We start from the raw sequence: 18,683 nt of genomic DNA, 5'->3' as shown, positions 1-18,683 counted from the left end.
GAGAGTAAGAAGAAGGCAGGATGGTCCGGCTCGCCGTCGAGTGGCTGCCGTCAGATCGTTTGCTCGGTGAGCGTCAAACGCGCGCGCAACGCCAGTGCCAATGGGACCACGGCGATGGCAGTCAGTGCCGTCGCGCATGTAGCCCACTGGATGCCGACCCGATCCCCCAGGAGGCCGTACAACACCGGCGAAATCGCGCTCGAGCCGATGGTGCCTGTGTAGAAGAGCGCAAAGGCACGTTCGTCATTTCCCCCGGGTGCCAGGTCGGGTACTGTGCCGTACAGTACGGACGAAGTTCCGTTCATGAGTGCGCCCAGCAACGGCAGCAAGGCCAGCGCGGGAACCAGGGGACACAGCATCACGGATAGGATGCACACCGCAGTCCCGCATTCGGTTGCGAGCACGGTGCCGATGACGCCCATGCGCTGGCCGAGCCAGCCGCAAATGAACTTCCCGGCGGCGCCGCCGATGAAGACCATCGCCAGAGCTGTGCCCAGCATCGACGTCGATATGCCCTTGCCTTTGAGCAGGAACGGCAAGAAGGTCAGCAGCCCCATGCGCACAGCGCTGTCCAGCACACCGATCGCCAGAAGGAGCCGGAAGCCGGTGGCTGACGGATTCTTTTCATCGGCGCCGTCAACGTCTTCGATCGCCGGGTCGCGAGGTGTTGACGGGAGCCAAAGTGCCAGACCTGCAGCAACCAATCCACCGATCATGGACATGGCCCACAGTGCATGACGCCACGGCATCATGGTTGCCAGCAGCGAGATCGCGGCAGGCAGGGCCGCCTTGCCCAGATCTCCGGCAAAGTTGTAGATACCGAGGGGGCCGCGGGCGTTGCGCCCATAGGCGCGTGACACGGCACCAGAAGCCAATGGATGCTGGGTACTTGAACCGCTGCCCGACAAGGCCAGTGCGACGCACAAGCCAAGCAGGCCACCGGACAGGCCCGCCGCTGCATAGCCCAGTGCGGCGAGCAGCGTCCCGAGCGCCAGCGTGGCACGGCCTCCGATCCAGCTCGCCAGACGACCTGCGGAGAGCTGGAGCACAGCCATAGTGCCGGTGTAGACGCCCCGCACCAACGCCAGCGAGGCATAGCCGAGTTGGAACTCCGCCTGCCAGATCGGCAGCAGCGCGTAAATCATGTCGCCGTAGCCGTCGTGCAGTGCATGTGCAGCACAAGTCGCCCATAACACGCGGGTGCGACTGCTGGATGCCTTTTTCGCCTCAGTCGGCTGCGAGACAGAGGTAGGCATCGTCATGGTGCGATGCTAGAGCGCCGCCTTCGCAGACACCATCGACGATATGTCACATCGGCTGCTAGGAAAACTCACACCGACCATCTGGGAGGATCTGGAGCACTACGAAGACCTCAACCTGTGGTGAAACAGACTCGATGATGGTTGCGCCGGGTTGAGGCCCAATCTGCCTGGATCTGGAAACGCTTCGCGCCGTTCGGTGTTGAGCGGCTGGTCATGTTGGGGTGCCCCGACGTTTCCCGCCAATGACTTTGTGACACGCTTGGAGAGCGAGCGCCCAGCACGCTCAGCCCGCCCACGCCGCTGTCGAACACGCCGACGGGCGAAGTGGATGGGGACGGCTGCGGACGCGCGGCGAGGGTCAAGCGGGTTCCAGCGTGATGGTCTTGAATTCGCCGCTGGCGATGCGCTTCTGCCACTCGGCCGGGCCGGTGATGTGGGCGCTGGTGCCGCCGGCATCGACCGCCACCGTCACCGGCATGTCGACCACGTCGAATTCGTAGATGGCTTCCATGCCCAGGTCCTCGAAGCCCACCACCTTGGCGGTCTTGATCGCCTTGCTCACGAGGTAGGCGGCGCCGCCCACGGCCATCAGGTAGGCGCTCTTGTGCTTCTTGATCGCCTCGATCGCGACCGGGCCGCGCTCGGCCTTGCCGATCATCGCGATCAGGCCGGTCTGGGCCAGCATCATCTCGGTGAAGCCGTCCATGCGCGTGGCGGTGGTCGGGCCGGCCGGGCCCACGGCCTCGCCCTTCACCGGATCGACCGGGCCCACGTAGTAGATGACGCGGTTGGTGAAGTCCACCGGCAGCTTCTCGCCCTTGGCCAGCATGTCCTGGATGCGCTTGTGCGCGGCGTCGCGGCCGGTGAGCATCTTGCCGTTGAGCAGCAGCGTGTCGCCGGGCTTCCAGCTCGCCACTTCGGCGGGCGTGAGCTTGTCGAGGTCGACGCGCTTGCTCTTCTTCTCGTCGGGTGCCCAGTCGATCTTGGGCCACAGGTCGAGCGATGGCGCCTCGAGGTAGACCGGGCCGCTGCCGTCCATCACGAAGTGCGCATGGCGCGTGGCGGCGCAGTTCGGGATCATCGCCACCGGCTTGCTGGCCGCGTGCGTCGGGTACATCTTGATCTTGACGTCGAGCACCGTCGCGAGGCCGCCCAGGCCCTGCGCGCCGATGCCCAGGGCGTTGACCTTCTCGAACAGCTCGAGGCGCAGGGCCTCGACCTTGGTCAGCTCTTCCTTGCCCTCCTTGGCGAGTTGGGCCTTGGCCTGCAGCTCGTGCATGTCGAGGTCGTCCATCAGGCTTTCCTTGGCCAGCAGCGCGGCCTTCTCCGCCGTGCCGCCGATACCGATGCCCAGCATGCCCGGCGGGCACCAGCCGGCGCCCATGGTCGGCACGGTCTTCAGCACCCAGTCGACCACGCTGTCGCCGGGGTTCAGCATCACCAGCTTGCTCTTGTTCTCGCTGCCGCCGCCCTTGGCGGCCACCGTCACCTCGACTTTGTCGCCCGGCACGATCTCGGTGAAGATCACCGCGGGCGTGTTGTCCTTGGTGTTCTTGCGGTCGAACTGCGGATCGGCCACGACCGAGGCGCGCAGCGTGTTGTCGGGGTGGTTGTAGCCGCGGCGCACGCCTTCGTTGATGGCGTCGTCGAGGCTGCCGGTGAAGCCGCCCCAGCGCACGTCCATGCCCACCTTGAGGAACACGTTGACGATGCCGGTGTCCTGGCAGATCGGGCGCTGGCCGGTCGCGCTCATCTTGCTGTTGGTGAGGATCTGCGCCATCGCGTCCTTGGCGGCGGGACTGCGCTCGCGCTCGTAGGCCTTGGCCAGGTGGGCGATGTAGTCGGCGGGGTGGTAGTAGCTGATGTACTGCAGCGCGGCGCTGATCGATTCGATCAGGTCGGCCTGCTGGATCGTGGTGGTCATGGTGAGGAATCGTTAAGAGCGGCGACGCGATCTCGCGCCAGACGTGGTCAGCCTTGATCGTCGAGGTCGAGGCCAGGGCGATCGTGGACGCTCGACACCGCGACGAAGGACACGGCGGCCATCAAAGTGATGTAGACGCCGACCAGCCACGACTGGCTCCATGTGGAGATGATCCACTGAGCGATCGTGGCCGCGAATGCGCCGCCCAGGATGGAGCCCAGCGCGTAGCCTACGGACACGCCCGAATAACGGACCTTGGCCGGGAACATCTCCGCGTAGAGCGCAGCCTGTGGTCCATAGGTCAGTCCAAGGGGGACGGACAGGACCAACAACGCCACCAGGAAAAGGCCGATCTGCGCTGTGTCGATCAGGAACCACATGGGGATCGCCCACACCGCGAGCATCACGTAGCCGATCTGGAAGGTTCGCACGCGCCCGATCCGGTCACCGAGCACGCCGCCGATCAACGTCGAGACCAACCATCCCACTGCTGCCACCGTGCAGGCGGCCAACAGCTGCTGTGACGGCAACTGAAGCACGCGCTGGCCGTAGCTCAGAAAGAAGGCGACGAGCAGATAGCCCGCGGCATTGTTGCCCACGAAGATCAACGCCGTCTGCAGCACCTGCTTGCGATGATGGCGAAAGAGTTGCCCCAGCGGCGCAGCGGATTCGCGGCGCCGCTCGTGCATGCGCAAGAAGACGGGCGACTCCTCCACCGAGCGGCGGATCAGTGCGCCGACCACCACGAGCGCGATCGAGAAGAGGAAGGGAAGGCGCCACCCCCATTCGAGAAATCGTTCCTTGCCGAGGACCGAGGTGACGGCCCAGAGCACACCCGTGGCGACGATCATGCCGATCGGCACCCCGATCTGTGGGAAGGCGCCGAAGAACGAACGCTTGTCGGCCGGCGCGTGTTCCACCGACATCAACGCGGCACCGCCCCATTCCCCGCCGGCCGAGAAGCCCTGCAGGATGCGCAGCAGGATCAGCAGAACGGGTGCCCAGACCCCGATCTGGGCGTATCCGGGGAGCACCCCGATCAGGGTGGTTGCCGCACCCATGAGAATCAGCGTCGCGGCCAGCACGGCCTTGCGTCCAAAGCGGTCGCCCAGGTGGCCACAGATGATGGCGCCCAGCGGCCGGAACAGGAATGCCACGCCGATGGTGGCGAAAGCCAGCAACAGCGACAGACCCGGGTTGTTCTGTGCGAACGGTGAGAAAAACAACGGCCCGAGCACCAGGCCCGCTGCCTGGGCGTAGATGAAATAGTCGTACCACTCGATGGCGGTGCCGACGAGGGTGGCGGTCAGGACTTTCTTGTCCTCGCGCGTCGCAGGCAGCGCCTGTGAGATCGGGATAGAGGCGGTAGGGGGCACGGTTGTCTCCGAAGGAAGGTGAACGTCCTTCAGGGCGACGTCCGGTTGTCGTTATGGAAGATCGCGTCAGGACGGCGACGACGTCGGCGCATCGGGCTGGCGCTCGGGTCGCGCCGCATCGAAGGCCGCGAGGCCGTCGCAGGCTGCAGCGATGGCCAGGATGCGCGGGTAGGCCGCCATCGGCACCTCGTAGCGCCTCGCGTTGTAGATCTGCGGTATCAAGCAGCACTCGACGATCGAGGGTTGCGCGCCCAGCGCGAACGGGCCGGCCTCGAAAGGCTCCAGCGCGGACTCGAGGGCTTGAAAGCCTTCATGACACCAATGCCGGTACCAGTCGGCAACTTGCGCATCGTCCGCGCGCAGCGAACCGCGCAGTCGCTTGAGGACGCGCAGGTTGTTGAGGGGATGGATTTCGCAAGCCACGAGCTGGGCCAATGCCCGTGCCCGCGCGCGTTGAGACCGCTCGCTTGGAAGAAGCGGGGGGTCAGGATTGCGCTCCTCCAGGTACTCGATGATGGCGAGCGACTGCTGTAGCCGCAGCCCATCGATCTCCAGCATGGGCACCAGGCCGAAGGACGCAAGATCGCGGTAGCGCTGCTGCAGGTGCTCGCCATTCGCCATGTGCCAGCAGACGGATTCAAAGGCGATGCCTTTGAGCCCCAGCGCGATCCGCACGCGATAGGCGGCTGAGCTGCGCCAGTAGCTGTGCAGGCGCACCGTGGAAGCGGAACTCACGGCGATGCCCCTTCGATACGCACGACCTGATCGATCGCGCCGAAGATGCTGGCGCCCCCGTCATCGCGCATCTCAATGCGGATACGGTCCCCATGCTTGAGGAACGGTGTGTGCATCCGGCCTTCTCGCAGTTGTTCGCGTACGCGTGCCTCGACCAGACAGCACACACCCGCCTCGTCGCTGCGGTTGGAGACGGTGCCGCTGCCCAGGACGGTGCCGGCGATCAGTCGTCGCGTGCGCGCTGCATGGGCGATCAGTTCGCCGAAATGGAACTGCATCTCCTCGCCGGCCTGCGGACGCCCGAGCTGCCTGTCGTTGAGCCAAACTTCCATCGCCCGGTGCAGCTTGCCGCCGCGCCAATGGTTGCCCAGCTCGTCTGGCGTGACAAGCACCGGAGACAGCGCGGAGGCCGGCTTGGACTGGACGAAGCCGAAGCCCTTGGCCAGTTCGGGCACCACCAGCGAGCGCAGCGTGACGTCGTTGACCAAGCCAAGCAGCCGGATATGTCCCAAGGCGTCTTGTGCGTTGACGCCCAGCGGAACGTCACCGGTCACCACGATCACCTCCGCTTCGAGGTCGACCCCCAGTTCCTCGCTCGCCGCCACGATGTCATCGCGCGGGCCGATGAAGTCGTCCGAGGCACCCTGGTACATCACGGGATCGGTGAGGAAGGACGGCGGCATTTCGCCGCCGCGCGCGCGGCGCGTCATCTCGACATGGTTGAGGTAGGCGGAGGCGTCCAGCCACTGATAGGCGCGTGGCAGCGGAGCGGCGCAGCGGGATGCGTCGAAGGCCTCTCCCGCGTCCATGCGCGCGTTGAGTGCTTCGTAACGCGCCTGGAGGTCGACCTGAACTTCGGGCCAGCGGTCCAGCGCTTGCTGCACGGTGGTCACCGATGCGAGAGGTGCCGTCATGCGTTGTAGGTCGCGGCTCACGATGACCAACTGTCCGTCGCGCGTACCGTTCTTGAGGGTGGCAAGTTTCATGATGGGCGTCTTCGTTCAGTCGTTGAGGGCGCTCCACATTTCCCGATCACGTTGCGCGGTCCATACGCGCGGCACCTCGATACCGCTGGCCTCGTCGTAGGCGCGTGACACGTCGAAGGGAATGCAATGCTCATAGATGAAGACATGGCCGAATTCCGGGTCCATCGCCTGGCGCGTCGAGGCATAGACCTCGCGCAGCGATTTCCCCTCGCGCACGCCCTGCTGGGCGCAGCCATAGAGTGTTTGCACCCAGCGGCGCGTGTACTCGATGCCGGCGCGGCTGTCCTCGGGCGTCTTCAATGCGGGGCCGCGGCCCGGCACCAGCTGGCGGGGTTGCAGCGCTTCCAGCGCGTCCAGGGTGGCAGGCCACTGCGCGAGATGGGCATCGCCCGTGTAGACGCCGGCGTTGTACTCGACCAGATCGCCTGAAAAGCAGATGCCTTGCGAAGGGATCCAGGCCACCGCATCGCCTTTCGTATGCCCGGCGCCCAGGTGCATCAGCTTCACTTCGAGACTGCCCAGGTGCAGCGTCAACTCGCGCTCGAAGACGATCGTCGGCCAGGTCAGCCCCGGGATGTCTTCGGCCGACTGGAAAAGACGTGGAAAGCGCCCGATCTCCGAGTCCATGTCGGCCTGGCCGCGTTCGGCGATCAAATCGAGGGTGCCGCGGCTGGCGAAGACGTTCACGGCGCCGTGCGCAGCGTAGGCCGAGGCGCCCAGCACGCGCACCGCGTGGTAGTGGGTGAGCACCACATGACGGATGGGCTTGTCGGTGACGCCTCGGATGGCCCGGATCAGGCCCTGCGCCATGGCGGGCGTGGCGGTGGCGTCGATCACCATGACGCTGTCGTCGCCAATGATCACGCCCGAGTTCGGATCCCCCTCGGCGGTGTAGGCATAGGCGTTGTCGGACAGGCGCTCGAAGGAGATCGTTTTCTCGGCGAGGTCGGCGTGCGAGGCGAAGGCTTTGTTGCTCATGGTGCTTGGTTGGAATTCGTCGTCAATGTGAAATGGGGTTGTCGTGCCGCGCCCGGCTGCTGGTGCCACTTTGGCCAGGCCGCAGGCCTCGGGCCTTGTCGCGGGTCCAGGCAGCGAGTTCTTCGTGTGCAATGCGGCGCTTCTGCTCGACATAGTCGGCAATGGGCGCCGCATCCAGGCGCACGGTCAGCTCCAGACGCAGACCGTTGGGGTCGAAGAAGTAAATGGACCGTATGAAGTGGTGGTCGGTGACGCCCACCACCTCCACGCCGTGCGCCAGAAGCCTCTCGCGCATCTGTGCCACCTCCGTCTCGCTGGCCAACTCCATCGCGAAGTGATTGACCCAGCCCGGTGTGTGCGGGTCCTGCTGCGTGACGGCGTTGTCTCCCAGGTCGAAGAAGGCGATGTGGGAGTGGTCCGCGAATTCGAAGAACAAGTGCACGAAGGGGCAGTGCTCTCCCGTGGACGGTACGATTTCTTCCTTGACGACATGCACCAGTGGCAGGCCGAGGATGTCTTCATAGAAATGCCGGGTTTCTTCGGCGTCTCGGCAGCGCCAGGCGAAGTGATGCAGGCCGCGGGCTTGGATGGCGGGTGTCATGGCGGGTCCTCGAAATGGGTCAGGGGATGGCGAGTGCAAAGCCTTGCTTGTCATGACGCAGGACCTCCTCGATGGCCGCATGCACGGCTTGCGGGTCATCGAGAGACTCCGCCAGCAGCAGCACCAGGCATGCGAGGCGATCGCGTTGCGCGGTGACGTCGGGCAGGTCGGTCAATGCGACCAGGTGTTCCAGAACGTCGTCCAGTTGTTGTTGCGTTGCGGCCACGTCTCAAGCCTCCTCACAGACGATGGGGGTTGCATCCAGCGCTGCCTGCAGCAGAGCAGAAAGTTTTTCCATGGCATTGACCTCGTCGATCGACAGCACTGCCATGACGTGCTGATCGGGTCGAATGAGCCAGACCGCGCCTGCGTCGGCGGGCCGGCTCAGCTGACGGGCCAGCGCCGCGCGGCCTGCCGCGTCGCAGTACCGTCCGACGGCGACCCAGTGCAACAGCGGATGCGCTGCGCGCTGCGAGGGCAGGTCGTCGGAGAGCACCAATGCGGTGAACCAGGGGCCGAGGATCTGATGCAGCGTCGTGCGCGGCGGCGACGCGCCGGGGCCCTCGCTGGAGAGCACCACATTCGGAAGCGCCACGCCGGTTTGTGCATGCGTGCCGGCTGCAAGCGCCGACGCTGGGTAGATGGCGGGCGTGCAAAGGCGCCCGGTGTTGATCATGCGGGCGGCCCAATCGTGGTCCGGCGCCAGCGCGATGATGGCGTCGCGCCACAGCGCGGCCGAGCTGTGTGCCCCCGGGTAGACGAAGCGTGAAGACCGGCGTGCCTGGCGAATGTTCTCCAGCGCCGCGTGCTTGCGCTCATGGCCGTAGCTGTCCAGCACGGCCTCTCCAGCGAGCCCTTGCAGGTGCAGCGCCAGTTTCCAGCCGAGGTTGTCGGCATCCTGGATGCCGCCATTGCCGCCACGTGCACCGAAAGGCGCAACCAGGTGGGCGGCGTCGCCCACAAAGAGAACCCGTCCCCTGCGCAGATCATCCAGGCACTCGTGCCGATAGCCCCAGGCGCCAGACCAGGCGATGTCGAACGCAACGTCTGGGCCCACGAGCTTGGCCACCCGCTCGCGCATCGCTGACTCCGTTGTCACGACGGCAGGGTCTTCGTTCGGCGCCAATTGGAAGTCGAGGCGCCAGGTATCGTCCGCCATCTTGTGCCGCCAGACCGCGCGTCCATCGTTGGCGCTCGCATCCAGCCAGGTCCAGCGCTCCTCGGGCCATTCACCCGAGCGCAGGATGACGTCGATGATGATCCAACGGTCTTCCGTTCGGTCGTGAAGCCGGGGCACGATCCCCAGGGCTGTGCGCACTCGGCTGTTGGCGCCATCGCAGGCGAGAACCCATCGGGCGCAGGTGGTGTAGGCACCCTCGGGCGTCGTCACGTCGAGCTCGACGTGGTCCTCGGCCGAACGCACGGCGACGACCTCGTTCAACCAGCGCAACTCGGCCAGCGGTTCGCGTTGAAGGGCTTCGACGAGAAATTTCTCGACGTAGTACTGCTGCAGATTCGCAAATCCGTTGTGACGCATGTCTGGTTGCGCCTGCAGGCTGAACGAGGTGACGGCGGCATCGCGGCACAGGACCCGGCCGAGGTTCCAGCGCACGCCCTTGGCGACGACTTCGTGCGCGATGCCCAGGCGCTCGAAGATGTCCAGCGTACGCTGGGCCCAGACCATGCCGCGCGAGGCCAACCCGCGCACACCCACGGTGTTGTCATCGTCCAGGACCACGACGCGGATGCCGCGTCGCACCAAGTCGAGCGCCGCACTGAGGCCGCTGAGCCCGCCGCCGACGACGATGACGGGGTGCGGCGTGTCTTGTGGGCGGTCGAGCTCGCCGGGGCGTTTGTAGGAATAGACGGGAAGTTCTAACATTCAAGGACTGCGGTTCGTGCCGCTCGATGTGACCGGCACGAATTTAGGAGTTCGCCTTCCTCGGGTCTGTCCTTTCAAGTGAGGACATCAGCGTGTGCAAGGGGCGAGAACCGACGCCGCGGCAGGAGAATCAAGAAGATGGAGACGAACGAACTGGCCACGGTGGCCCCGATGCAGGATGTCTGGGCACCCCAGGCCATCCTTGACCTGGGTCGGCCGATGTTTCACGCGACATTGCTGCGTGGGCTCCACGAGGTGGTGGGTGTGGACCACATGTCCCACCTGCGCTACGACCGCACGGGCCGCATCGGCTATGCGCGTTGCGCGAGCCTGCTCGATCAGTCGATGATCGAATGGACCACGGACGTCTATGTGAATCGGCTCTATCAGCGCGATCCCAACTACCAGCGCGTGTGCGAGTCCATACGCGATCCTGTCTCGGATGTGCAACTGGTATCGGTCTCGCCCGAGAGCATTCGAGATCGCGAATACCGTCAGCAGTTGTTCGAGAAGCCCGGCTTCGCAAGCAAGATCTCGTTGTTCGGCACCTGGGGCGAGCGGACTTGCTACATCAACCTGTACTTCTCGCGCGCGGTCTCGAGCAGAACCACGGCGTTGCTGCGCTACTGCGGCCCTTCGTTGATTGCCTTGGCACAGCGCCACGACGAGTTCGCCACGCAACCGCCGCAGTCGATTCCCGTGGCGACCATCGACATGGAGTCACTCTCTGTGCGTGAACGGCAGGTCGCCGAACTTCTTTGGCGCGGCCACACGGCCAAAGAGATCGCCCGCGCGCTGAACCTGTCGCCCACCACTGTGCTGACCTACAAGTCCCGTCTCTTCGAGAAGACGAACGCCGCCAACCTCAAGGAGTTCTTGCTTCGCTCGCCCGGCCGAGTTCGGGGCGCAGTCCACTAGCCTTGACTTCGCATCCCGCTGCAACAGCGGGCGTCGGGATGCACTGTCATCCCGATGAAGGTGTCCGACCCGAAGGAGGCGTCAAAGAGCCGGACTTCAGGGGCGATCGCGGTCGAGTCAGTGTGGTCCTTGCCCTCGCAGCGTGGAAGAGCACTGCGGCCCGCGATGTCCCACATTTTGACGTCGTTACTGGGCGTGGCACCAACGATGTGTTTCTGGAGTGGCGGGTGTCGCTTCCTGAGGCGGGTGAAGGGGGATCTGGCGCTGAGCGTCGCATGGACTGATGCTTGCTGGGAAGGCCGTTGGCCTCCGGTTCTTCATCGTGTCCGCGGTCCCTTGTCCGGGGCGACGGGCGCCATGTCCGATCGGCCCTTGGCCTGCGCCTTCCAACGCTCTGCGAGCCATCTCGCGTCGGTCTGCACTGCCGGCATGCTCTCGACAAAGCGATCGACCTGCGCTGCCAGTTCGGACTCTCCCTGTCGTCGCAGCTGCTGAGCTGTGGCGCGCCAATCATGGAGGACTCCATATCGCGTGCGCTGCATCGCCTCGAGGCCGTGGTCGATGACGTGCTCCTGGCTACCGAGGAGACGAAGCACCTTTTCAATTTTGGCTTGCATGAGGGTGGAGGTCTTTGGTGCCCGATGCAGATCTTTTTCCCCAGGCGGCAACCGAGCGGCAGCTTGGAGTGCCTGCAGACGGTGATGGACCGCGGTGCTGTAGGGGGTACGCATCTGTCCTCGTACCTGCCTGGCCGTCGCATTGGCCGTGATGCCTTCATCGCGCAGGAGCGAAGCGAACTGCTCGCGCCACTGTCTGAGCGTGGCTTTGTAGATGCACAGCCGCTTGGTTGGCTCGTACTCTTGCTCGCTTTTGACGACCAGATGCACATGCGGATGCGCCTGGTCGACATGCAAGGTCATGGCGTATCGGTGGCGCTGGCCGAAGTTCTTGCGCGCAAATGCGCGCACTGTTCTCAGCAGCTTTTCCGGCTGTGTCCCTTGCGGCATCGACAACACGATGTTGTGGGCGACCTTGGGGCGGCTGTCTGTTTGACCTTTGACTGGCTTGGCCTTGTACTGACCTTTGCAGAGCTCCAACTGCCAGTCGCATGCGAGTTCACGAGCGGCGCTTCTTCCGTGATGGGTGCGTCCTTCGTCGTCTTCGATGGGGAGCTTTCCCTGCCGGCCGATGTAGTCCAGATGGACCTGAACGCTGGAGGCGTCGCGTCCGCCACCGGTGACTTTCACCATCACCTCTGGCGCACGATCGACCGTGCGGCGGATCTGCGCGATCTCGTCGGAACTGAAGCGCAAGACGTCGCCTGGCCCCTTGCGGCCATAGCTCACGATGTCCAGCGACATATCGGGTGTCGCGCCGATCGGTGTGGCACCCTGCCGATTGCCTTGCGCGTTCCTCGCGGGCATCTCAGGCCTGCGCGCCGGTTTCCCAGCAGACGAGGTTTCTGCGCACAATGGCCGCGGCCTCCTCGCGTGCGGCTTCCACCTGATTTCGAACCTCTGCAAGCACGCCGCCTAGCTCCGCGGCCACATCGATGGAAGTGTTCGGCGTGCCGAACGCCTCGAGTTGTCGTCGTAGCGCGGCCAGGTGCGCACAGAGAATCTTGAGCTGCGTCAGTTCGCAAGGGGGTGGGACCGCCGAGCGTCGCACATGGTTGCGCACCAGCAGGACCAGATAGCTGCTGAGCTTCATGCCACAAGCATCGGCACGCAGTGTTGCCAAGGCGCGGTCACCCGGTCGAAGGCGTAGTGCGACGCGAGGCAGTGTGGAGTCCTCCACGTCGGGTGTCGACGTTTCCTCTTTCTCGAGGCCGTCCCGTCCGACAGGGCTTGAATCCTTGAGAACCTCATTGACCATGCGCGCGAGCAAGTGAGCCTCGCAGAGGCCATGAAACGCTGCAAGGGCGGAAAACTTGGCCCGTGTTTCCTGTGGCACGCGGGTACGGATAACGCTGGAGCGACAGTTGGAGGTCATTGCGCGGCGACGGCGTTCAATAGGTCCGCCTGAACTCTAGCGATTCGCCGTCGCCGGACAAGGACTTTGCGGACGGGGCAACGACATGTCTGGGTGACGGGTAACGGGTGACGGGCGATGCTGCCTGGTCGATCCGCTGGAGGTTTCAGCTTTGACATTTGCCCGACTTTGGGGCGGGTGCGCTTTCTGGTTCTGTTCGGCTGGCTGGGCAGTGGTGTCTGTCCAAGGCGTCTGCCGCGGTCAGCTGAGAACCGTTGCGGTTCTATGGCTCTAGTGCCTTGTCGCGATTGACGCCGGCGCTTTGCGCCAGATCGCGATGAACTCCGGGCTTCCGTTGAGGGCGCGAGAGTAAAGCCAGCGTGGCGTCAGCCTTTCGTGCGGAAGTGACAAGATCGGCTTGTGTTGATGGACCTTCTCGTTCCCGATGAATATGTACTCTTCGCAGTTCTCGAGGATGGCAGCTTCGTCTACACCCGTGATGCTGCCGCCTCGCTGAGGCTCGGCCTCGTCGAAGCGGTGCGTGACCCAGCAGGCGATGACCACCTGCGGTCGGTACTTGGCTAGCGCATGCTCAGCATCGAGCTTCTCGACGTGGTCGCCGTAGCGAATCGTCGGTTGCCCGATGGATTCGTAATACGCGCGGATCGCAGGATCTTCCTGCTGACGGTTGTCGGTGGCCGGAATGGAGAGTGCCTGAGCCAGCACCCCATGGCCTGCGCCGATCTCTATCGCGCTGCGGCCTGCAATGCGTGCCTGAAGAAATTCCAAAAGTTCCACCGTGGGCAAGCTGTAGATGCCGTGCCGCACCCCAAACAACAGGCGCTCTTCCGCCGTGGTTTGGGAGAGTTCGCGGCCTTCGCGAATCAGAAGCCGACCCTCGGCATCCAGCAGAAGGTGCGCGATGTCCCGGGTCCGTTCTGGATTGAGGACAAAGGCTGCACTCGAGTTGCTCATGGGTCGATTGTCGACGATGCGAAGTTCGATGGCACTGGGGCATGCGAGGCTCTGGTGCAGTGGCTGCGTCTGCTCTTGGTGCGGCCGCTCCGGTGGTACAAAGCGCATGACACGGCAGGATCAGGACGGCCGTTGAAACAGGTCACGGCCGGCAGGGGTGGACCGAACGGCCGCTCACTGGGTGTCGGTGCCTAGGGCGGCTAAGAAGGCGTCGAATGAGGGGCGAGCTCAGGCAAGCTCGGCGGCAATCTTCGTCGCGGCAATGTCAAGCTACTGCCGCCATCGCTGCTTGATTGCTGGTGATGGGGTGGCATGACGGTGCGTCTGTGGCGCAGCCACACAGCACGAAGGGACGAGGACGGACACCGAGGAAGAGCGAACTCGGTCGGTCCTCGCGTCATGCAACATGATGCCCATGCCGAAGGCATTCGCGGGCCGCGGTATGGTGTTCGAGCACGTGATGTCGAAGGCGTTGCAGCTATGCGCTGCTTGCGCAAATCGTCGTCGCAGGGATGCGGATGGATCGAAGAATGATGCGGCTGAGACATGCAACATGTCCGCGAGGCGGTCCCGTGACTAGGCTCGACGTGCTTCGACCGCCGCCAGAGGACCCAGCCGGCGCATCTTGTCGTACAGGGTCTTGCGGGGCACGCCGAGCCGCTCTGCCGCGGCGGAGGCCGAGCCGTTGCAAGCCTCTAGCGCTTCGTGGATCAGGTAGCGTTCGAACTGGGCCAGCTGCTCATCCAGCGAGCGCTCGCCTGGCGTCATTCCACGCGTGGCCTCGTTGCCTTCCCACAGTCCGAGTACAAAGCGGTCGGCGATGTTGCGCAACTCTCGCACGTTGCCAGGCCAGGCATGCGCCATCAGTGCCTCCAGATGGTGGGATGCTACTGCCGGTAGTTCTCGCTCATGGCGCAGTGCCGCCTGCATGGCGAAGTGGGTGAAAAGCAGAGGGATGTCCTCGCGCCTTTCGCGCAGCGGTGGGAGGTTCAAGATCACAACGCCCAGGCGGTAGTAGAGGTCGTCGCGGAACTTGCCTTCGCGCGCTGCAGCCAGCAAGTCGGCCTTGGTGGCGGCGATGACGCGGCTGTCCATTGGCCGCAGTTCGTTGGATCCCAGGCGCTCGAACTGGCGCTCCTGGAGGGAGCGCAGCATCTTGACCTGCAGGTTCATCGGCATCGTCTCGATCTCGTCGAGAAACAGCGTCCCGCCGCGCGCGTGTTCGATCTTGCCGATGCGCCGCTTCGCCGCGCCGGTGAAGGCGCCAGCCTCGTGGCCGAACATCTCGCTTTCGAACAACGCCTCGGGCATGCCGCCGCAGTTGATGGCCGCAAAATTGCCCTCCTTGCGACGGCTGCAATCGTGCAGGCAACGCGCCACGAGCTCCTTGCCGGTGCCAGTCTCTCCGAGAATCAGGACGTCGGCATCGGAGTTGGCCACGTCCAGCACCAGACGGCGCAACTTGTGCATGGCCGAGGATCGACCGATGAGTTTCGCCTCGATCGATTCATAACCCGCGATCCTGCGCCGCAGATGCTCGACTTCCAGGCTCAGTGCGCGCTTGTCCAGTGCGCGCTGAACGACTTCGGTCAGTTGGTCGGGGGAGAAAGGTTTCTCAAGAAAGTCGTAGGCCCCCAGGCGCATCGCCTGCACCGCCATCGTGATGTCGCCGTGGCCAGTCACGAGGATCACAGGCAAGCTCGGATCGAGCCTCAGGGCGCGCGAAAGCAGCTCCAGGCCGTCGATGCCCGGCAGCTTGACGTCCGTGACCAGCACGCCCGCGAAGCCCGGTGTCAGCTTCTGCAGTACCTGCTCGGCAGAGCCGAAGCCGGTGACGCGCACGCCGGCGAGCTGTAGCGCCTGCGTGCTGCCCAGGCGCACGGGCGGATCATCTTCGACGTAGAGAACTTCGAGATTGCGCGTGTCAGTCATGGAGTGTCGGTTCATCTGCTTTTCGCAACGTGACGGAGAAAACCGCTCCGCCGAGGTTGCTGCGCGCGGCACGCAGCAGGCCACCGAAGTCACGCACGATGCCGGCGGAGATGGCCAGCCCGAGGCCCAATCCGAGACCCTGCTCCTTGGTGGTGAAAAAAGGCTCGAACAGCCGCGGCATGACCTCGGGCGCGATGCCGTCACCGTTGTCATGCACTTCGAGCACGACTCCTTCTGGCGCGCTGCGGACCACCAGCCGAACGCGGCGCGGATCGGCATTCGCGGCGGCCGTCGCATCGAAGGCGTTCACCAGCAAGTTCACCAGTACTTGTTCAAGTCGATTGCCTTCGCACAGCGCTCGCAGGCCGGACTCGATCTCCTGCGATAACTCGATGCGCTCTTGGCGGATGCGTTGGTTGAGCAGGAAGAGTGCGTCGGCGACACTGTCGGCCAGCGCCACCGATTGCAGTTGCACGGTCGATCGCCGTGCGAATTTCTTCAGCTGTGAGGTGATCTGGCCCATGCGGTCTGTCAGGTCGCAGATGGTGCGAAGGTTGAGATCGACCTGGTCGGTGTGTCCGCGCTCGAGGAACACGACAGCGTTCGCTGAAAGCGTGCGCAGCGCGGCAAGCGGCTGGTTGAGCTCGTGTGTAATGCCAGCCGACATCTGGCCCAGCACCGCCATCTTGCCGGTCTGCACCAAGTCGTCCAAGGTGCTCTTGAGGATGTCCTCGGCACGCTTGCGCTCCGCGATTTCGGTTTGTAGGTGTCCATTGGCATGGCTGAGCGCCTCGGTGCGCACCTGCACCATCTGCTCGAGTTCGTCGTAGGCGCCTTGCAGCGCCTCTCGTGCCGCAAGCCGCTGATGCACGATGCGGCGGCGCTGTTGGATGTACAGCACCAGAAGCGTGAGAAACACCAATGCGAACATGGTGCCCATCGCCGAGGTGCGTGCGAGGGCATGCACCGGTTTCATGTCCGACAGGATGATCAGCTTCCAGTCGGTGCCTTCGACAGGGCGGCTGTCCAGCAGGTAGTCGGGGCGGAAGGGTTCGTGCGCAGCGAACCGGCGCGCACCGTCCGCGTCCAGTTGCACCACCATCGCATCGCCACCCGACAGGGGGCGGTGCTCGCGCATGTCGATCGGTCGCAGTGCGCCGGCTTCTGTGTACTGCCTGGTCTGCGCAAGCTGCTGCAGGGTCTCGCTCGACAATGGCCGCAGCGCGCGGAACTTCCAGGCCGCTTCGGAAGCGAGAAACACCACGCCATTGCCGTCGATCGCCAGCACCTTGTCGGTGGAGCGCGACCAGGCAGCGTCAAGCTTGTCGAGGTTGACTTTGACGGTGGCCACGCCCAACTGGCGATTTCCGTCGACGATACCGTGGGAGAAGTAGTACCCGGGCTCGCGGCTGACTGTGCCGATGCCGTAGAAACGTCCCGGCATGCCTCGCACTGCATCCTTGAAGTAGGGGCGGTACGAGAAATTCATGTCCACGAAGCTGCTGCCCGGTTGGTTCCAGTTGCTGGCCGCAAGCGTGAGGCCGGTGGTATCCATGACGTAGACCGCAGAGGCCTGCGCATGCGCATTGACCGTCTCGAGGTACACGTTCGCTTCGAGCTGCAGGGTTCGGTTGGCCGGAGCACGCAGCAGATCAAGCACGTCGGGGCTGAGCGCCACCACCTGCGGCAGGTATTCGTAGCGGCTGAGTTCGCTGCGCAGGCTGGTGGAATAGATGTCAAGTCGGTGCAGCGTTCCCTGCTGCAACGCACGGATGCCCGTGCGCTCCCCGATCAGGTAGCCCAGCGCGCCGCCCGCGGCGATCAGGCACAGCCAGGCCCCCATCGCAGCCCAGCGGTGCCAGCGAGTGGTGGTTGAGGAGGCGGTCGCGCCCTTGAAGCGCGCGAGCACGGCCTGGTCTCGCAGATCGTCGGGGGAGCCGGCGAAGCCATGGCGGTACGGTGCGGAAAGCTTCAGCACGGCGCGACCTGCCGAAAGCAGCATTGACACGGAAGCAGGAGGCGGAGGGCCGCGAGGCTACGAAAACAACAACCCGTGATCGTACGCAGGCGCTTGTGGCTCGCCGAGACGGAGTTACCCTGCATCGGCGCCATTCCGTGCACCCCCGATGGGCGTCAATCGGCGTACACGCCGGCAGCCTTGATGACTGGACCGAAGCGCGCGACCTCAGCTTGCACAAACTTCTTGTGCTCGGCGGGCTCTACGCGCTTGTCGGTCACGACGACCGCGCCCAGGCCTTCCTCCTTCTTGATGAACTCCGCATCCTTGAGCGCGACCTTTAACGCATCGTTGAGCTTCTTGACCACCGGCGCCGGCGTGCCCTTGGGCGCATACAACCCATGCCAGATCGTGACCTGGAAGTTCTTCAGGCCCGATTCATCGAGTGTGGGCAGATCCTTGAGCGCGGGCGTGCCCAGGCGCTTGAGCGTGGTCACCGCATAGGCCTTGACCTTCTTCGCTTCGATCTGGCCCGTGGTGTTGGTGGTCTGGTCGCACAGCAGGTCGATCTGTCCACCCAGCAGGTCTGCGATGGCCGGTGCCGTTCCCTTGTAGGGCACAGTGGTCATCTCTGCCTTGAGCTCGCTTTGAAGCAGCAGGCCGCACAGGTGCGAGGCCGAGCCGATGCCGGCGTTGCCGAGGTTGGTTTTGCCGGCGTTCTTGCCAATCCAGTCCTGCAACTCCTTGAAGCTGTTGGCTTCGAGCTGCGGCTTGCCGATCACGGTCATCGGCACATCGTTGATCATGCCCAGGTACTCGAAGTCGCTCTCGTAGTTGTAGGGCAGCTTGCGATAGAGCACGGGGGTGGTGGCCATACCCACGTGCGTGAGCAGCAACGTGTAGCCGTCGGCCTTGGCGCGCGCCACCTTGGCATTGCCGATGGTGCTGCCGGCGCCGGCAGCGTTGTCGATCACGATCGTTGCACCGTCCAGCGGCTTGCGCAGCGCTTCGGCGAGGTCGCGCGCCACGCGGTCGGTAGGACCGCCCGCGGCAAAGGGCACGACGATGGTGATGGGCTTGCCGCCCGGAAAGTCCTGCGCATGCACGCTCAGGGCCACGGTGGCAGCCGCGAGAAGGGCCAGGCTTCGGTTGAAGATCGATCGGTTCAAGGAAAAGACTCCGTTGG

General features: G+C 64.5%; 16 protein-coding genes. 1 reads left to right on the top strand and 15 read right to left on the bottom strand.

Translation table 11 applies throughout. The annotated features are described in order from the left end of the window. Positions 1–50 precede the first annotated feature (50 nt). From AC07RV_RS17765 to AC07RV_RS17725, 9 genes are all read right to left on the bottom strand, one after another. A complete protein-coding gene (locus AC07RV_RS17765; protein ID WP_208507397.1) occupies positions 51–1,256 on the bottom strand; it encodes an MFS transporter in 1,206 nt (401 codons plus the stop codon). 364 nt (positions 1,257–1,620) lie between these two features. Beyond that, on the bottom strand, positions 1,621–3,186 hold the full coding sequence (locus tag AC07RV_RS17760; protein ID WP_492713805.1) for a fumarate hydratase: 1,566 nt from the start codon (positions 3,184–3,186) through the stop codon (positions 1,621–1,623). A 47-nt stretch (positions 3,187–3,233) separates the two neighbouring features. Further along, positions 3,234–4,562 carry an MFS transporter gene (locus AC07RV_RS17755; protein ID WP_492713803.1) on the bottom strand — a complete coding sequence of 443 codons (1,329 nt, stop codon included), beginning with the start codon at positions 4,560–4,562 and terminating at the stop codon, positions 3,234–3,236. A 66-nt stretch (positions 4,563–4,628) separates the two neighbouring features. Then, positions 4,629–5,297: a maleylacetoacetate isomerase gene (maiA, locus tag AC07RV_RS17750; RefSeq protein WP_492713801.1), complete on the bottom strand. Its 669-nt coding sequence runs from the start codon at positions 5,295–5,297 to the stop codon at positions 4,629–4,631. Next, the gene (locus AC07RV_RS17745; protein WP_492713799.1) at positions 5,294–6,283 is read right to left on the bottom strand and encodes a fumarylacetoacetate hydrolase family protein; all 990 of its coding nucleotides are present in this window, start codon (positions 6,281–6,283) and stop codon (positions 5,294–5,296) included. Before AC07RV_RS17745 ends, maiA begins: the two co-directional genes overlap by 4 nt. A gap of 15 nt (positions 6,284–6,298) precedes the next feature. Further along, positions 6,299–7,261 (bottom strand): MBL fold metallo-hydrolase, encoded by a 963-nt coding sequence (locus AC07RV_RS17740; RefSeq protein WP_492713797.1) that lies wholly within the window; start codon positions 7,259–7,261, stop codon positions 6,299–6,301. 22 nt (positions 7,262–7,283) lie between these two features. Then, on the bottom strand, positions 7,284–7,862 hold the full coding sequence (locus AC07RV_RS17735; protein WP_431513168.1) for a VOC family protein: 579 nt from the start codon (positions 7,860–7,862) through the stop codon (positions 7,284–7,286). Between the two features lie 19 nt (positions 7,863–7,881). Next, a complete protein-coding gene (locus tag AC07RV_RS17730; protein ID WP_431513167.1) occupies positions 7,882–8,088 on the bottom strand; it encodes a DUF2783 domain-containing protein in 207 nt (68 codons plus the stop codon). A gap of 3 nt (positions 8,089–8,091) precedes the next feature. Beyond that, positions 8,092–9,744: an FAD-dependent oxidoreductase gene (locus tag AC07RV_RS17725; protein WP_492713795.1), complete on the bottom strand. Its 1,653-nt coding sequence runs from the start codon at positions 9,742–9,744 to the stop codon at positions 8,092–8,094. Positions 9,745–9,882: 138 nt separating this feature from the next. Between AC07RV_RS17725 and AC07RV_RS17720 the strand changes: the two genes are divergently transcribed. Continuing rightward, positions 9,883–10,662: a helix-turn-helix transcriptional regulator gene (locus AC07RV_RS17720; RefSeq protein WP_492713793.1), complete on the top strand. Its 780-nt coding sequence runs from the start codon at positions 9,883–9,885 to the stop codon at positions 10,660–10,662. Positions 10,663–10,979: 317 nt separating this feature from the next. Here AC07RV_RS17720 and AC07RV_RS17715 read toward each other — a convergent pair whose 3' ends face one another. From AC07RV_RS17715 to AC07RV_RS17690, 6 genes are all read right to left on the bottom strand, one after another. Beyond that, complete coding sequence (locus tag AC07RV_RS17715; RefSeq protein WP_493196323.1) at positions 10,980–12,086, bottom strand: relaxase/mobilization nuclease domain-containing protein; 1,107 nt, start codon at positions 12,084–12,086, stop codon at positions 10,980–10,982. Position 12,087: 1 nt separating this feature from the next. After that, positions 12,088–12,654: a hypothetical protein gene (locus AC07RV_RS17710; RefSeq protein ID WP_431513163.1), complete on the bottom strand. Its 567-nt coding sequence runs from the start codon at positions 12,652–12,654 to the stop codon at positions 12,088–12,090. Positions 12,655–12,924: 270 nt separating this feature from the next. After that, positions 12,925–13,608: a hypothetical protein gene (locus AC07RV_RS17705; RefSeq protein ID WP_431513162.1), complete on the bottom strand. Its 684-nt coding sequence runs from the start codon at positions 13,606–13,608 to the stop codon at positions 12,925–12,927. A 576-nt stretch (positions 13,609–14,184) separates the two neighbouring features. After that, complete coding sequence (locus AC07RV_RS17700; RefSeq protein WP_492713790.1) at positions 14,185–15,540, bottom strand: sigma-54-dependent transcriptional regulator; 1,356 nt, start codon at positions 15,538–15,540, stop codon at positions 14,185–14,187. After that, positions 15,533–17,542, bottom strand: a complete 2,010-nt coding sequence (locus AC07RV_RS17695; RefSeq protein ID WP_495338099.1) for a sensor histidine kinase — start codon at positions 17,540–17,542, stop codon at positions 15,533–15,535. Before AC07RV_RS17695 ends, AC07RV_RS17700 begins: the two co-directional genes overlap by 8 nt. A 131-nt stretch (positions 17,543–17,673) precedes the next feature. Next, a complete protein-coding gene (locus AC07RV_RS17690) occupies positions 17,674–18,666 on the bottom strand; it encodes a tripartite tricarboxylate transporter substrate-binding protein (RefSeq protein WP_431513159.1) in 993 nt (330 codons plus the stop codon). Positions 18,667–18,683 lie beyond the last annotated feature (17 nt).

This window comes from Variovorax sp. GW821-FHT09B01 (assembly GCF_059418345.1).
The sequence above is the reverse complement of the archived record's forward strand: the minus strand, read 5'-3'. Positions and strand labels throughout refer to the sequence as shown.

Coding starts and splice junctions, on each gene's coding strand:
- AC07RV_RS17765 (WP_208507397.1), bottom strand. CDS start 1,256: ATGCCTACCTCTGTCTCGCAGCCGACTGAGGCGAAAAAGGCATCCAGC.
- AC07RV_RS17760 (WP_492713805.1), bottom strand. CDS start 3,186: ATGACCACCACGATCCAGCAGGCCGACCTGATCGAATCGATCAGCGCC.
- AC07RV_RS17745 (WP_492713799.1), bottom strand. CDS start 6,283: ATGAAACTTGCCACCCTCAAGAACGGTACGCGCGACGGACAGTTGGTC.
- AC07RV_RS17740 (WP_492713797.1), bottom strand. CDS start 7,261: ATGAGCAACAAAGCCTTCGCCTCGCACGCCGACCTCGCCGAGAAAACG.
- AC07RV_RS17735 (WP_431513168.1), bottom strand. CDS start 7,862: ATGACACCCGCCATCCAAGCCCGCGGCCTGCATCACTTCGCCTGGCGC.
- AC07RV_RS17725 (WP_492713795.1), bottom strand. CDS start 9,744: ATGTTAGAACTTCCCGTCTATTCCTACAAACGCCCCGGCGAGCTCGAC.
- AC07RV_RS17720 (WP_492713793.1), top strand. CDS start 9,883: ATGGAGACGAACGAACTGGCCACGGTGGCCCCGATGCAGGATGTCTGG.
- AC07RV_RS17715 (WP_493196323.1), bottom strand. CDS start 12,086: ATGCCCGCGAGGAACGCGCAAGGCAATCGGCAGGGTGCCACACCGATC.
- AC07RV_RS17710 (WP_431513163.1), bottom strand. CDS start 12,654: ATGACCTCCAACTGTCGCTCCAGCGTTATCCGTACCCGCGTGCCACAG.
- AC07RV_RS17705 (WP_431513162.1), bottom strand. CDS start 13,608: ATGAGCAACTCGAGTGCAGCCTTTGTCCTCAATCCAGAACGGACCCGG.
- AC07RV_RS17700 (WP_492713790.1), bottom strand. CDS start 15,540: ATGACTGACACGCGCAATCTCGAAGTTCTCTACGTCGAAGATGATCCG.
- AC07RV_RS17695 (WP_495338099.1), bottom strand. CDS start 17,542: ATGCTGCTTTCGGCAGGTCGCGCCGTGCTGAAGCTTTCCGCACCGTAC.